This is a genomic window from Micromonospora sp. NPDC005710 (genome assembly GCF_040630995.1).
GTDB lineage: Bacteria > Actinomycetota > Actinomycetes > Mycobacteriales > Micromonosporaceae > Micromonospora.
Map to the genome: position 1 here is coordinate 394318 of NZ_JBEXYP010000001.1, position 14391 is coordinate 408708.

At 71.1% G+C, this 14391-nt stretch carries 13 protein-coding genes; 2 read left to right on the forward strand and 11 right to left on the reverse strand.

Annotated elements, in window-relative coordinates; translation table 11 throughout:
- Window positions 1-55: 55 nt before the first annotated feature.
- Window positions 56-589 (reverse strand): hypothetical protein, encoded by a 534-nt coding sequence (locus ABZ406_RS01915; RefSeq protein WP_357755308.1) that lies wholly within the window; start codon window positions 587-589, stop codon window positions 56-58.
- A 45-nt stretch (window positions 590-634) separates the two neighbouring features.
- Window positions 635-1768 carry a hypothetical protein gene (locus ABZ406_RS01920; RefSeq protein WP_357755311.1) on the reverse strand — a complete coding sequence of 378 codons (1134 nt, stop codon included), beginning with the start codon at window positions 1766-1768 and terminating at the stop codon, window positions 635-637.
- Window positions 1769-1991: 223 nt separating this feature from the next.
- Here ABZ406_RS01920 and ABZ406_RS01925 point away from each other — a divergent pair, with 223 nt between their 5' ends.
- On the forward strand, window positions 1992-3533 hold the full coding sequence (locus ABZ406_RS01925; protein ID WP_357755314.1) for a gluconokinase: 1542 nt from the start codon (window positions 1992-1994) through the stop codon (window positions 3531-3533).
- Window positions 3534-3555: 22 nt separating this feature from the next.
- Here the strand turns inward: ABZ406_RS01925 and ABZ406_RS01930 are convergent, their stop codons facing one another.
- Entirely contained in the window at window positions 3556-3840 is a 285-nt protein-coding gene (locus ABZ406_RS01930; protein WP_357755317.1) for an antibiotic biosynthesis monooxygenase, read from the reverse strand.
- Between the two features lie 229 nt (window positions 3841-4069).
- Here ABZ406_RS01930 and ABZ406_RS01935 point away from each other — a divergent pair, with 229 nt between their 5' ends.
- Window positions 4070-5437, forward strand: coding sequence for a serine hydrolase (locus tag ABZ406_RS01935; RefSeq protein WP_357755321.1), 1368 nt, complete (start codon window positions 4070-4072; stop codon window positions 5435-5437).
- A 7-nt stretch (window positions 5438-5444) separates the two neighbouring features.
- Here ABZ406_RS01935 and ABZ406_RS01940 read toward each other — a convergent pair whose 3' ends face one another.
- The 8 genes from ABZ406_RS01940 to ABZ406_RS01975 all read right to left on the reverse strand — a co-directional run bounded on the left by ABZ406_RS01940 (window position 5445) and on the right by ABZ406_RS01975 (window position 14315).
- Window positions 5445-6215 (reverse strand): hypothetical protein, encoded by a 771-nt coding sequence (locus ABZ406_RS01940; protein WP_357755324.1) that lies wholly within the window; start codon window positions 6213-6215, stop codon window positions 5445-5447.
- Between the two features lie 52 nt (window positions 6216-6267).
- A complete protein-coding gene (locus ABZ406_RS01945) occupies window positions 6268-7026 on the reverse strand; it encodes a MerR family transcriptional regulator (RefSeq protein ID WP_357755328.1) in 759 nt (252 codons plus the stop codon).
- Between the two features lie 50 nt (window positions 7027-7076).
- Entirely contained in the window at window positions 7077-9332 is a 2256-nt protein-coding gene (locus ABZ406_RS01950; RefSeq protein WP_357755331.1) for an EAL domain-containing protein, read from the reverse strand.
- A 315-nt stretch (window positions 9333-9647) separates the two neighbouring features.
- Window positions 9648-9881: a zinc-ribbon domain-containing protein gene (locus ABZ406_RS01955; protein WP_030331435.1), complete on the reverse strand. Its 234-nt coding sequence runs from the start codon at window positions 9879-9881 to the stop codon at window positions 9648-9650.
- 173 nt (window positions 9882-10054) lie between these two features.
- Window positions 10055-10924: an SRPBCC family protein gene (locus tag ABZ406_RS01960; protein WP_357755335.1), complete on the reverse strand. Its 870-nt coding sequence runs from the start codon at window positions 10922-10924 to the stop codon at window positions 10055-10057.
- Window positions 10917-11474: a helix-turn-helix domain-containing protein gene (locus tag ABZ406_RS01965; protein ID WP_030490876.1), complete on the reverse strand. Its 558-nt coding sequence runs from the start codon at window positions 11472-11474 to the stop codon at window positions 10917-10919. The genes ABZ406_RS01960 and ABZ406_RS01965 overlap by 8 nt, the downstream gene beginning before the upstream one ends.
- Window positions 11475-11574: 100 nt before the next feature.
- Complete coding sequence (locus tag ABZ406_RS01970; RefSeq protein ID WP_357755339.1) at window positions 11575-12921, reverse strand: class I SAM-dependent methyltransferase; 1347 nt, start codon at window positions 12919-12921, stop codon at window positions 11575-11577.
- Window positions 12918-14315 carry an FAD-binding oxidoreductase gene (locus ABZ406_RS01975; RefSeq protein ID WP_357755342.1) on the reverse strand — a complete coding sequence of 466 codons (1398 nt, stop codon included), beginning with the start codon at window positions 14313-14315 and terminating at the stop codon, window positions 12918-12920. Before ABZ406_RS01975 ends, ABZ406_RS01970 begins: the two co-directional genes overlap by 4 nt.
- Between the last annotated feature and the right edge of the window lie 76 nt (window positions 14316-14391).

Here is a 14391-nt window from a genome sequence, read left to right on the forward strand (position 1 = left end):
GCCCATCACAGCAGGCCGGTCCCGTCGGGACAAGGATGCTGGCACGGCCCGGCGGTCAGCCGGCCTGCCGTCGGTACGGCTGCGGGCCGTGGGTCGGGAACCGCGACTGGGTACGCGGCGGGTACGCCTCGCAGTGTTCGGCCCAGTGTTCGGCGGCGGTGGCCAGGGCGTCCGCGGAGACGGTGAGGATCAGCGGGTAGATCGCCGTGGACGGGCGACGCATCCACGGTGGCAGCGACTCGGCGGAGAACTCCACGATCAACTCCAGCCGGCGGCGGCGCAGCACCCGGCTGCGCACTGCCAGGTTGGGTTCGGTGAACCGGACCATCGCCGGTGGCGCGCTCAGGCCGAGGGCTGCGGTGGCCTGCCCGTGCAGCCAGCCGCCGAGTGCGCGGGCCTCCTCGACCATCAGGCTCGGGTAGTGGTGGGACCAGGTCTGACCGTCGGCGGTGCGGGCGTCCACCTCGATGAGCAACCAGTCGTGCCAGCCGGGTGCGGCCGCGTCGAGGTCGTCGGGCGGGTCGACGCCGGGCTGATAGCCGACGGGGCGTATCCGCACCCGCGCGCCATCGTCAGACCGGATCTCCACTCGATCATTCTGGCCGAGCGAAGCGGACTTTAAACCCCGAATCGGTCACTTCGTGATGGTTCGCCGTACGCCCCGGTGCTCGTCGCAGGCGGTGGACCGGCCGCCGGCCAGGCTGACCGAGCCGTCGCGGCACTGCACGAGGTAACCGCGTCCGGCCCAGAACTGCGGTACGCAGTCGAACCAGTCGCACACTTCCGCTGCTGGCCTGCGGATGCGCGTGCCGCCGCAGAAGCCGTACCCCAGCGGGTTTTCCGGCGCTCCGCAGCGAGGGCCCTGGGTCGCGCTGGGCGACGGGCGGGGTGACGTCGACGGCTTCGGCAGGGGAGGTCTCAGGGCGAGGGCCGGGCCGATTCGCGCGGGTGCGGCGCTGGCAGTGGGTGCCGGGGTGGCGGCCACTGCGACTTCCCTCGGGTCGGACGGGTTCGACTCGATCAGCGCCGCCGGGACCAGCAACGCGATGGCCGCCGCCACCGCGATGCTCCTGCGGCCACCTGGCACGAACGACGACAGCTTGGCCTGCCCCGGGGTGGCCGCGGCCGACCGGAACGGCTTGAGCTGGGCGTGCTCGGCGATCAGCTCGTCGAGTTGCGCGATCACCGCGGCGCGCTGCTCGATCGCGTCGGCGAAGGCGAGCGTGAGCTTGAACCGAAAGTCCGGCGCGGCGTCGGTGGGCAGCAACAACCCTGAGGTGCGCCGCCGGTCCAACACCTGGATCAGCGTGACGGGCGCCGCCGGGTCGTGGGCGAGGCCGGTGATGCGGCCGTACGCCCAGTCGCGCCGGCCCCGGCCGCCGAGCAGCACGAGTCGACGGCTGGTGATCACGGCCAGGCCGGCGTCGGTGACGCGGACGCCATCCGGGCGGCGTGGGCGCAGTGGCTCGGCGGGCGGGGCGACAGTGAGGTCCGGCGCGGGTAGCACAGTGGTGTGCCGCACCTCGACCAGTTGTGCGGCGGGTAGTGCCCAGAGCACCACCTCGTCGGCGGCCAACTCCAACGCCAGACCGGCGCCGGCGGCTGCCGAGCCCTGGAAGTCGGCGGCCAGGGCGCGCAGCCGCCGTAACTCGTCGTCGCGTCGCCGCCACGCCGTCTCGGCGCCGCGGTACGTGCTGACCCGCCGCACGTTCTGCCGGTGCGCCCACCGGTACCGCCACGTGGAACCCGTCGATTCAGTCCTTGCCACGCCGACTCCTTCGCCGCGCAGGCCACCAATCAGGGTGTCACGGGGTTTAACGGGTGCGGCGCGGCGACCGGACACGCCGAAACGGGGCGAAGTGCCCGATCGGTGGAGCAACCCGCACGATAGGGGGATAGTGTTGCCGACGTTCATTCGGCCGAAGTGCCGCCTTACGGCGCGGAGGCGGAATCATCGTCGCAGGTTCACGTTCTCGAAGGGGGTGGCGGTGGTGCCGGCGAACACGCTGCCCCGAGTCGTGATCGGGGTCGACATCGGCACCACGAGCACCAAGGCCGTCGCGTACGACACCGACGGACGACAGCTCGGCAGTCACCTGGTCGGCTACCCGCTGAACAACCCGCAACCCGGCTACGCCGAGCAGGACCCGCAGCTCATCCTGCAGGCGGTGCTCCGGTCGATCAGCCTGGTCGTGGCCGAGCTGGTCCAACCGGTGGCGGGGCTGTCGTTCGGCTCCGCGATGCACAGCCTGATCGGGTTGGACGGGGACGGCAATCCGCTCACCCCGTCGGTGACCTGGGCCGACTCGCGGTCGACCCGGCAGGCCGAACGGTTGCGCGCGGTGCCGTCGGGGCTGGCCCTGCACCGGCGCACCGGCACGCCGATGCACCCGATGGCGCCGCTGCCCAAACTGCTCTGGTTCGCCGAGCAGGAGCCGCAGCTCTTCGAGCGGGTGACGCACTGGGTCGGCATCAAGGACTGGGTGCTGCTGCGGCTCTGCGGCACGCTGGTCACCGACCACTCGATCGCCTCGGCCACCGGCCTGCTCGACATCCACACCCTGGAGTGGGACCGCGAGGCGCTGGGCATCGCCGGGATCACCGAGGAGAAACTCCCACAGCTGGTCGCCACCACCGCCGTGCTCCCCCACCTCACCCCGCAGGCCGCCGCCGAGACCGGGCTGCCCGAGCGCACCCCGGTGGTGGTCGGCGCGGGCGACGGACCACTCGCGAACCTGGGCCTGGGCGCGGTGCACCCCGGCATGGTGGCCTGCTCGATCGGCACCAGCGGCGCGATGCGGGTGATGGTCGAACGGCCCGGCGTGGACCCGCTCGGCGGGGTGTTCTGCTACGCGCTGACCGAGCACCGCTGGGCGGTCGGCGGCGCGATCAACAACGGCGGGATCGTGCTCAAGTGGGCCGGCGCCGCCCTCGCGCCGGATCTGGGCGAGCACTCCGAGGAGGAACTGGTCGCGCTGGCGGCCCGCGCGCCGGTCGGCTCGGGTGGGCTCATCATGCTGCCGTACCTGCACAGCGAACGGGCACCGCACTGGAGCGCTCTGCCGCGCGGCGCCTACGTGGGCTTGACCCACGCACACCGCCGCGAACACCTGGTGCGGGCCGCGCTGGAGGGCGTCTGCCAGCAGCTCGCACTGGTGCTCAGCTCGGTGCGCGCGGCAGGCAACGAGGTCCGCGAGGTCCGGGCCGGTGGCGGCTTCGCCCGCAGCGGCCTGTGGCGGCAGATGCTCGCCGACGCCCTCGGGCTGCCGGTGAGTTTCCCCGCCGCACACGAGGGGTCGAGCTTCGGCGCGGCACTGCTCGGCATGGAGGCGCTCGGGCTGATCCCCAGCATCGACGTCGCAGCCGATCTGGTGCGCATCGAGGAGACGATCCGCCCGGACCCGGCCGCCGCCGCCACCTACGCGGCGTTGCTGCCGCTCTTCGCCGAGCTGTACGAGGCCCTCACTCCCGCCTTCACCTCGATCCGTCGGATGGCACCCGGCCTGCCCACCAGCCCCCTACCACCCGCGTGAGCGGTGCCGGCGCACCCGCGGGTCAGGCCGCCTCGACGCCGCTGATCAGGTAGCGCTGCACGTCGGCGTCGAGGATTGCCGCTTCCTGCGCGTCGTCCGGGCCGGAGCCACGGAACGCGGCAAGCTGCTCGGCGGACTCCCAGCGTTCGTAGACGTGGATCCGGTCGGGCTCCAACGGGTCGGCCGCCAGCAGGAAGTCCAGGCAGCCGGCGGTGGCGCGCGCTCGCGCCATGACCTGGTGGCAGTCGGACAGGTACGCCTCGCGGGTGGCCGGTTCGACGGTCAGGCTGCCGGCGATGATCAGCATGGGGTCCTCCGGGGTGAGTGGCTCGTTGGCCGAGTGGCTGACCTTTGCTTTGCACCCGCGGATGCGCCATGCACGGTCCGTAACCGGCGCATCCGCGGGTGCAGAGCAAAGCGCCTGTGAGGTCACAGTTATACCTGCGGATCACCGCGCTGGGGGGACATTGCTGCCCGGACGGGTGACGCCGGTCCCGCTGGTCTCACCAGCCCCCGGCGCTTCATATCGTGCAAACGTGAGAAAAAGCGACAAGAGGCGCTCATCTTCCCTCCTGGGAGGCTCTGTCCGCGTACCCCTGAAGGTGCTCTCGGCGGCGGTGGCGCTCGCGGTGCTCGCGACGACCGGGCCGGCCACCGCGGACGGCCCGGGCCGCGCGCCCGTCGCGGACCCGGCCCCGACGACCACGCCGGGGTACGGGGTGGAGCCCGGCGACGGTCAGGGCCACGAGCCCGGGGTGGACCCGACGCCGGAGCGCCCGCCGACGAGCGAGGTGTCCTGGTTGTCGTTTCCCGGCGGGGTGTTCGCTGTGGACTCGCTCGGGCACACGGTGCGCTACCGCGCCTGCGACGGTGACACCGGTCGGGTCGCCGACCCCGGCATGCGAGTCGCCGCCGGGGTGGCCAGTGGGGCTGTCGTCGTCGGAGGGACCGCCTACCGCTACCGGGTGCCGCTGGTCGGGCGCAGCGAGGGCACGCTCGAGGTGATCCAGCGGCACCGCCCGCTGATGACGCTCACCGGTGTGGTGGTCACCAGCCCGCAGCCGCCCACCGACCCGGTCGCCGGGGCCCAACTGTTCCCGCTCAGCGGGCAACTCGCCCGGGTGGTCGCCGACGCGAGCCTCAACCCGGCCGGGGTCACCGTCCGTGACCTGTCCGGCCGCTACGGTGACCAGCAGATCGCCGTCAACGGCTCACTGCGCCCCAAGGCGGCGAGCGTCATCAAACTGTGGATCCTCGTCGAGCTGCTGCGCCGGGTCGACTGTGGACAGGTCGCCCTCGACGACGGGGTGCTGGTCACCCCCGAGGACGTGGTCGGCGGCACCGGTCAACTCCAGTTCGAGACGTTCCCGCAGGTGGTCACACTGCACCGACTCGCCCAATACCTGATCAAGTACAGCGACAACGTGGCCGCGAATGTGCTGATCACCTATTTGGGCGGGTTCTCCCCGGTGAACGCGCTCATCGACTCCATGAACCAACGGTCCACCATCCTGGCCCGCCGGATGCTCGACAGCGCCGCCGCGCAACGCGGCGAGGAGAACTACACGAGCCCGGACGACGTGGTGTCGCTGCTCGGCGCGGTCTGGGACGGCGAGATCCTCACCCCGGCCTCCCGCGACCTGATGATCGGATTCATGCGGGAGCAGACCCTCAACACGAAGATCCCGGCGGCGTTGCCACTCGGCGTCCCGGTGGCCCACAAGACCGGTGACCTGCCGGACGCCTCACACGACGTCGGCTACTACCTGATCCCCGGCACCGAGACCGCCGTCGCGTTCCTCACCGCCGGACCCATGGCCACCGGCGACGAGACCGTCCGGCGGATGGCCCGCACCGTCTACGACTTCCTGGTCCCCCCGGTCGACGGGGCGGTCGAGGAGTGAACCGACCTCAGGCGCCGGGGATGTTCGCCGGCGGGTCCTCGCCCACCAGGTCCGCGGCCGGCGGGTCCGCCGACACCGGCACCCCGAAGTCCGAGTACGTCAGGTCGAGCTGGGCGGTCTGCGACTGCTCGCTGGCCAACTCGATGCGGTAACGGACCAGCCGACCCTGCTCGTCCACCGCCGCGGTGAACGGCACCGCCGAGGCCCGGTCACCGAGCACCTTGCCGACGCCGCTGCCCAGCACCTCGCCGCTCTGGCGCAGGTCCAGCGTGCCCGCGTACTCCCGGGCGGCCGTCTGCCGGACCCCGGCCGGCGCCCCGAGCGTGCTGGCCAGTCGGGTGTTGTCCAGGCCCTGCTTGGCCGCCGGGTCGCCCGGCGCACCCACATGCCACCAGGTCTTGCCGTCCCAGACCGGGACGCGGCGGTCCGGGGCGCTGACCCGCACGTACACGTCCGGCCCGGTGGTCAACCGCTCGATCTTCACCACTCCGGCGGGCACCTTCAACGACGTGGTCTCCAGACCACGCTTCGCCTTCGGATCCCACAGCAGCACCGTGGCGTCCCCGTCCGTGCCGCCGGTGCCCACCGTCAGCTTGTACGGCTGCTCGTCGGCCCTCGCGGCGGCGGCCTTCAGCACACCCACCGGGTCGGCGCTCGCCGACGCCGCCGGGCGGCCCGCGTCCGGTTCGTCGTCGACGGCGGCGACGAGCGCCCACGCCCCGGCGCCGGCCGCCACCACGAGCACGGCGACAGCGGCGATCAGCTTCGGTTTCTGCACTGTCATCTCCCCGGGCGGTGCGGTCCGGCCAGACTAGCCGGACCGCACCCTGTCACGCCCGGCTGATCGCGTTGGCGTGGATCGCCTCGTGCAGATACGCGGTGAGCCCCGCAGCGATCGCCTCGTAGTACGCGGTGAACCGCTCGTCGGCCAGGTACATGTCGGCCAGCCCGGTCTGGATCTCGTACGAGCACTCGTAGAACCAGCGGCTGATGATCTGCCGGTGCTCCTCGGCCAGGTCCATCGCCTCCGGGCTGTCCGCCGGCACGCCCGAGGCCAGCACCGCGACCATCCGCCGGCCCCAGTCCTCGGTCTCCGCCCTGTGACGCAGCCAGTCGTCCTTCGTGTAGCGGGCGACCCGCCGGTTCGACTCCCGGTACGCGTCGGTGTCACCCCACCGCCGCTCCGCCTCGGCCTGGTGCTCCTCCGGGTCGACGTCGCCGAAGACCTCGAACCGCTCCTCGGGCGTCAGTTGGATGTTCATCGTGCTCGCCTCCAACGCGAACTCGATCGCCGCGACCATCTCCTGCAACCGTTTGAGCCGTACCGTCAGCAGTTCGTGCTGCCGGCGCAGGTGCGCGGCCGGGTCGGCCGCCGGGTCGTCGATGATCGCGGTGATCTCCTCAAGCGGGAAACCAAGCTCCCGGTAGTACCTGACGAGTTGCAGCCGTTGCAGGTCCGCGTCGTCGTAGCGGCGGTAACCGGCCGACGTCCGCCCGCTGGGCGAGAGCAACCCGATCTCGTCGTAGTGGTGCAACGCCCGCACCGTCACGCCGGCGGCCTTCGCCACCTGACCCACCGTGTACGCCATGGTTTCCCTCCCTTCCGGGAACCAGGCTCCTGCCTGCCGTTACGTGAGAGTCAAACCCGATTCTGGCCCACCATGGCGGGGCCGTCCGGCCGCCCGTACAGATAGCCCTGGCCGCGGGGGCAACCGATCGCGGTGACCGCCTCGTGCTGACGCTCGGTCTCCACCCCCTCGGCGACCACCGCCAGGTCGAACGCGCCGGCCAGCCGGGTGACCATCTCGACAGTGGCGTACGCCCGGTCGTCGGTGCCCAGCCGGGCCACGAACGACCTGTCGATCTTCAGCTCGGTGGCCGGGATGCGGTGCAGATAACTCAGCGACGAGTAGCCGGTGCCGAAGTCGTCGATGGCGATCCGGATGCCCAACTCCCGGAGCTGGTGCAACCGCTCCAGCACCGCCTCGGTGCCCTCGATCAGCGCCGACTCGGTCAACTCCAGGGTCAACGCCCGCGGTGCCAACCCGGCGGCGCTGGTGGCCGCGGTGACGGTGGCGATCAGGTCCGGCCGACGCAGGTGCGCCGCGGCGATGTTCACAGCGACTGTCGCCTCCGGCATCCGACCCCGCCAGGTCGCGGCGGCCCGGCACGCCTCGTGGATCACCCAGCGGTCGATCGGCAGGATCAGCCCGGTCTCCTCGGCCAGCGGCAGGAACCTCGACGGCGGCAACATCCCCAGCCTGGGGTGCCGCCAGCGCACCAACGCCTCGGCGCTGCGCACCGCACCGGTGGCCAGGTCGACGATGGGTTGGAACTCCAGGTGCAACTGGTCCTCGTCGGCCGCGCGGCGCAGGTCGGCGATCAACTCGGCGCGGGACACGGCGGACTCCCGCAGCGCCGGCGTGCACGTCCGGTACGCGGACTTCCCGGCCGCCTTCGCCGCGTACATGGCGATGTCGGCGTCGCGCAGCAGGTCGGTGTGGGAGGCGTGCTGCGGGCCGTACTCGGCGATGCCGATGCTCGCCGACGGGTGCACGCCGACGTCCTCCTCGTCGTCGGAGGGCCGCAACGCGTCCAACAGCCGCTCGGCGAGTCGTTCCGGTGACACCGGCCGGTCGCCGTCGACGAGCACCGCGAACTCGTCACCGCCGAGCCGGGCGATGGTGCCGTCGCCGTTCACCGCGGTGTGCATCCGGGCCGCGAGCCCGGTCAGCAGGGTGTCACCAGTGGCGTGCCCGAACCTGTCGTTCACCTGCTTGAACCCGTCCAGGTCGAGTAGCAGCACGGCCACCGGCCGCCCGTCACGCAGGGCCAGGCGCAGCCGCCGGTTGAACAACAGCCGGTTCGGCAGGCCGGTGAGCTGGTCGCCGTACGCGAGCCGACGCAACCGGGCCACCAACCGGAGGTTCTCGTTCGCCGCCAACCCCTGCCGGACGGCGAGGGCCCCCAGCAACACCATCATCGTCACGAACACCAACTGCGGGGTCTGCCCGGTGGGCCGACGGGCCAGCACCACCGCGATGATCGCCCCACCCACCGGCAGGTACGGCAACGCCACCCGCCACCAGGGCGGCAGCGGCGACTCGGCGGTGTCGTCGGTGCCGTCGCAGTCCGGCGGCGGCGGGTTCCGGGTGGCCAGACCGATCAGCAGGTAACTCAACGGCCAGCACAGGTCGATCGGGTGACCGGCCGCGTAGTCGGCGCGGGCGACGAGCGACACGTAGACGACGTCGGCGACGACCCGCAGGGTGAGGCTCGCCGCCAGGATGCTCATCGGCCGCCACATCGGCCGGGCCGGCCCGGACACCGCGACCAGGATGGTGAGCTGCATCAGGTCGAACATCGGGAACAGCAACCCCAGCGTGCGCGCCGGGTCCGCCAACTCGGCGGCGGCGACCCCCCGGAAGACGAGCACCCACCCGATCGGCACCAGAGCCAGGGCGACGATCACCCCGTCCAGCAACGTACGGGCCCGCCCGACAGCGGTCCGCGGCGCGGACGGAGAGCTGAGCAGCGCGGCCGTACCGGTGAGGATGCCCGCGGTGAAGACCACCCCGACCAGGGGCGTGTGCGGCAGGTCACCGCCGACGAGCCGCTGCGCCGTCCAGATCGCCCGGCCGACAGCGGCGAGGGCCATGGTGACGGCGAGCAGCGTCCAGAACCGGCGCAGCGGCGCGGGATGCCGACGGGCCACCCCGACACAGGCGAACGTCGCCCACCCCGCCACGAGCATCGCGCCGACGTCGCTCACCAGCGCGGCACCGGGCAACGCGGCGACCAGCCAACCCGCCTCCAGCAGAATGACGGCAGCCGCGACGAACGCACCAGCGGGGTTGAGCGCCCCCGCAGCCTGCTTTCCGTCCTGTCGGGACACGGTCGCTCCGGCTCTTTCGTCGTACGTGCACCCTCGGCGGCGCCGGTCCACGGCAAACCCCGAAAGCCTAACCAGCGCCCAGAAACGCCGCCAGAGCCGAACGTTCACCACGCCCCGGCCCCGGCTTCCGTTCAGCGGCCCGCAGATCGGTTCCACGGTGAACGAGGCAGCGCGGTGCCAGCCACCGGACGGCGTGCGCGGCGGCGTCTGCGCCGGCCAGGGGTGCAGGGCGGGCGGGCAACAGTGTGCACCGCCACGTCGACCGAGGACGTCTGTCGGCCGATCAACCAGCAGAGGAAGCGTTCCATCGTCGGATCAGCCGACCGGGAGGCGCTCGGCGTCGGACCTGGAAATCTCGTACTCCGCCCCGCAGAACGTGCACTGCTGCGCGTACCGGGTGCGGATCGGAATGAGAGGGATGAAGAAAAGGGTGAATTTCGTCGAACGGCGGGTGATCACCTGTGCGGCCTGGTTGCCGCAGTGGCGGCAGACCTGCTGCACGACACCGGACCTGTCGACCTTGGTACGCAGACCAAAGATGAAGAACATCGCCAGCCAGTACCCACCCAACCGCGAAAAGTCACCACATCTCACCGGTGGACGTCACAAGATCTGCTCAAGTACGGGGAAACTGCTGCCTCCACGCGGTTGGAGGCAGCAGTTTCCCCGATGTTGCTCGGATCTTGAGCCCGCCTGACATGAGTAAGGGCGGACGATCAGCGTCAGCTGGCCGGGGCGGGCTCCAGGCCGGGGATCTCCTCGGAGAGCCAGATCGGCTGCCAGTTCGGCACCTCGTGGAAGCGGCGCAGCTCGAACAGCCCGGCAACCGAGCCGCTCCAGGCCCCGTACGGGGGGTTGGACTCGTCGAAGCCGCTCTGCACGAAGGTGAGCGTGGTCTTGCCGTCAGACTCGGCCAGCTCCCAGTTCGACACGCCGGTCGGTCCCCAGTCGACGGACATCCGCCGGCCGGGCTCCAGGTCGACGACCTTGGCCGCGTAACCGTGCTCGAAGCCTCCCATGGCGTACCGGCCGCCGACCCAGGGCTCGATGCCGATCGGGTAGCCGAACCAGGCGCTGGCCTGCTCGGAGTTGGTGAGCGACTCCCACACCTTGTCGGCGGGGGCGGCGATGACCAGCTCACCGCGCAGGTCGGCGGAGGTGAAGTCCGTCCGCGGCAGCAGTGGCTTGCCCTCCACGTGGGCGGCCAGGTTGGCGATGGACAACGCCCAGTACGTCTGGAGCACCCCCCGGATGGTGGAGCCGCTCATCGCCTCGGCGAAGTCGAAGTGGCTCTGGGTGAGCGTGAGCACCGTGCTGTCGGTGCCCTCGGCGGTCAACTGGAACTCGGTGGTGGTCTCCACCCCGTCGAGCAGCCAGCCGAAGCGCAGCGTGTCGTCGTCGGCGTGCAGCAGCCGCTGGTGCGGGGCGTCGCCCTCGGGCGTGTAACGGCCCCAGAACTCGTACCGCCGGGGCAGCTCGACCTCGGCGTGCTCGGCCAGCCAGAGACGCAGCTCGGCCGGGTCGGTCAGGGCCTGGCGGACGCGCCCGACCGGCGCGGAGAGACGGGCCTTGACCTTCATCGGCTCACTCATTGTCGTTCCCTTTCGGATAGCAGGCGACGGCCAGCTTGAAGGCATCCCCTTCGCTGCCGCCGTAGCGGGTGAACAGGTCCTGAAGTGCGGTTTGCAGGTCGTGCAGGAACTGCTGGCGCTGCTCGGCGGGCACCCGGATCTCGCCGGACACCCCGATCGAGGGCAGCTCGGGTGCGGCCCGGTCCAGGCCGGCGATGTCGGCCTGGACCTCCTCCATCAGGTCGAGCAGGTAGCCCAGGCTCAGCTCGTCGCGGGCCCGGCGCAGACCGATGCGGCCGACGAGCCGCGGGGAGAGCCAGTAGGACCGGGCGGCGGCCTGGTAGATGCCTTCGGTGATGCCGCGGACCTTGCGTTCGTTGACCAGCTCGACGAGGCCGGCCGCGACGAGCTGCTTGACGTGGTAGTAGACGCGTTGTGGCGTCTGGTCGAGTCGGGCCGCGACCTCGGTGCAGGTGCGCGGCTCGGCCAGTTGCCGCAGCACCTCGACGCGCTGCGGCTTGAGCAGGACTTCGGCCTGCTCGATCTGCTCCAGGTACAGGACGTCTCTCATGGCAAAATCAGTTTGTACGTACAAAACTTCTTTGTCAATCGCTTCGCGAGAAGCCGCGCCGACTTTCTCGACGCGGCCTCAGGCGGCGGTCAGCAGGTGATCAGGGCAACCAGTCCGGTCGCAGCGGGTAGCCGCTCACACCGTTCGGGCCGTTGTGGGTGGCCAACACCTGGTGCAACTGGATGCCGTTACGCTCGAACGCCATCCGCGACCCGGCCATGTACAGCCCCCACACCCGGGCGGTGCCCGCGCCCACCTCCGAGACGCAGAAATCCCAGTGCTCGACCAGGTTGCGGCACCACGCCGCAAGCGTCAGCGCGTAGTGCTGGCGCAGGTTCTCCTCGTGGTGCACCTCGAACCCGGCGTCGTGCACCTCGCTGATCAACCGGCCCGGACCGGCCAGCTCACCGTCCGGGAAGACGTACCTGTCGATGAACGCGCCGGAGCGGTGTGGCGCCCGATTGTCCGCCCGGGTGATGCAGTGGTTGAGCAACCGCCCGCCCTGCCGCAGCCGACTGCGCAACGCCCCGAAGTAGGCAGGGTAGTTGCGCACCCCGATGTGCTCGGTCAACCCGATCGAGGAGATGGCGTCGAACTGCTCGGCCGGCGCGTCCCGGTAGTCCAGGTGCCGCACCTCCGCCAGCCCGGTCAGCCCCTCCCGCTCGATGGCGGCCTGCGCCCACTGCGCCTGCGCCTTCGACAGGGTCACCCCGAGCGCCTTGACGCCGTACTCGCGGGCGGCGTGGCGCACCATGCCACCCCAACCGCAACCGACATCCAGCAGCCGCATCCCCTTCTTCAGCGCCAGCTTGCCCGCGACCAGGTCGTACTTCGCCGCCTGGGCCTGCTCCAACGTGTCGTCCGGAGAACGGAAGACCGCGCAGGTGTACGTCATCGACGGGCCGAGCACCTTCTCGTAGAAGGCGTTGGAAACGTCGTAGTGGTGCGAGATCGCCGCGCCGTCGCGCACCCGCGAGTGCCGCAGCCCGTTCACCACACGCTTCCAGCGGGGCTGCGCCTCCTGCGGCGGCGCAGGTGGCGGCATCAGCCGCTCCCAGCCCAGCCCACGGACCAACGCCAGCCCCTCGGTCAGCGACGGTGGGCGCAACCGCAGCTCGTCCTTGAGCACCCGCAACGCCTCGTACGGGTCACCCGGGTGCACGCCCCGCAACTCCAGGTCACCGCTCACGTACGCCCGGGCCATGCCCAGGTCGCCGGGTGCGGTGAGCAGGTACGACAGCCCACGCTCGGAACGGATCGCCAGGGTCATGCCGGAGTCGGACGGGCCGACGGCGCTGCCGTCGTACCCGGTGATCCGCACCGGCAGCGGCCCCGCGGTGACCGCGCGGACGACATCCGCGACGGTCGGACCCGTGTGCCGGCCTCCCGCCGGCGGCGGGGTGGCGGAACCGCTCGCCGCCCCCTGATCTCTGTCGGTCAGGCTCATGCTCGTGCTACCGCCTTTTCGTACAGTCCCGTCAGCCGGTGGTCCGGGTCGTAGCGGTCTCTCACCGCGCGCCACGTGTCGCCGCCGTACAGGCGATCGAAGGCGTCCCGGTCGTAGTACGCGTCGGAGTAGAGCGACTTGTGGCCGCCCGACTCCGACACCCTGCGTTCGATAGTGCGGTTGACGTCGCCGTCGGCGGCGCCCGCCGCGATCGGCACGCTCCCCCAGAACCCGATGTTGACGTAGTCCTCGCCCGGCCGGAGTGGATACAACGGCCAGGACCGCGCCGAGCCGGGCCCCGCCGGCTCACGCAGTCGCAACGGGCACAGCCACACCGGGTTCATCCCCACCGCGCCGGCGAACCAGCGCAGGAAGTCGGCAGTCTGGTTCAGCGGGATCTCCACGTCCTGCACGACCCGCTCCCGGGCCGGTTGCCCGCGCAGCCGGTCGACCCGGGCCGCCACCTGGTGGCGGTGCTCCATCCGGACCAGTCGGTGGTAGAAGTCGCTGCGCCGGTAACGCGCCGGCCAGAGCCTGCGCACGACCGGGTGCTGGGCACCGAACGCCGCCGAGCACCAGAACCAGTCGGTGTCCCAGCGCCACAGATAGTCGTACGCGGTGAGCACGTCCCTGGTGCGTCGGCGCAACGACCGGTAGTAGATCGCCTGACCCGTGTAGTCGCTGGGCGGGTCGGCCGTGTCGGTGAACGTGGCGAGGACCAGGTACGCCTCGCCGGGGCTGAACATCACCCCGTCCATCGCGTCCACCGGCTCGCCGGCCCAGGACCCGCTCGCTGTCACCTCCGCTATGGCGTCGGTCAACGCCTCCAGCTGGGTGAACCGGACGTTGCGCAGCGCCACGTACCGACCGATCGGTTGCAGCTCGATGCGCAGCCTGGTGGCGTAGCCGAGGCTGCCCAACGAGTTGGGGAACGCGGTGAACAGGTCGGCGTGCTCGCCGTCGGGACGGGCGGTGACGATCTCACCGGAGCCGGTGAGCAGGTCCAACTCCCGGACCGACTCGTGCGGCAGGCCGTTGCGGAACGAGGTCGACTCGATCCCGAGGCCGGTCACCGCGCCGCCCAGCGTGATGGTGCGCAACTGGGGCACCACCAGCGGCATCAGCCCGTGCGGCAGCGTCGCGTCGACAAGGTCCTCGTAGGTGCACATACCCTGCACGTCGGCGGTACGGCCGACCGGGTCGACCGACAGCACACCGTTCAGGCCACTCACGTCGAGCCCCGGGCTTCGGAGAGCGGACCGGGGGCGGAACAGGTTGGAGGTCCGTTTGGCCAGCCGGACAGGCTCGCCAGTGGGCACCGCGGCGTACGACCGTCGCAGCGTGTCCACCGCTTGATCATGGTCAATGGGGTGATCCACACGCTCAGCGCGCATGTGATCACCTTACGCTCGCCTTTCGGAAACCGTGGGATGTCGGCCGTGGCAGTTTCCCGTCCGGTAGCAGGCCCGA

What these genes read in the sequence shown, in the direction of transcription:
- ABZ406_RS01930 (WP_357755317.1), bottom strand. Translation starts at nt 3,840, where the DNA reads ATGCTGATCATCGCCGGCAGCCTGACCGTCGAACCGGCCACCCGCGAG.
- ABZ406_RS01945 (WP_357755328.1), bottom strand. Translation starts at nt 7,026, where the DNA reads ATGGCGTACACGGTGGGTCAGGTGGCGAAGGCCGCCGGCGTGACGGTG.
- ABZ406_RS01955 (WP_030331435.1), bottom strand. Translation starts at nt 9,881, where the DNA reads ATGTTCTTCATCTTTGGTCTGCGTACCAAGGTCGACAGGTCCGGTGTC.
- ABZ406_RS01960 (WP_357755335.1), bottom strand. Translation starts at nt 10,924, where the DNA reads ATGAGTGAGCCGATGAAGGTCAAGGCCCGTCTCTCCGCGCCGGTCGGG.
- ABZ406_RS01965 (WP_030490876.1), bottom strand. Translation starts at nt 11,474, where the DNA reads ATGAGAGACGTCCTGTACCTGGAGCAGATCGAGCAGGCCGAAGTCCTG.
- ABZ406_RS01970 (WP_357755339.1), bottom strand. Translation starts at nt 12,921, where the DNA reads ATGAGCCTGACCGACAGAGATCAGGGGGCGGCGAGCGGTTCCGCCACC.
- ABZ406_RS01975 (WP_357755342.1), bottom strand. Translation starts at nt 14,315, where the DNA reads ATGCGCGCTGAGCGTGTGGATCACCCCATTGACCATGATCAAGCGGTG.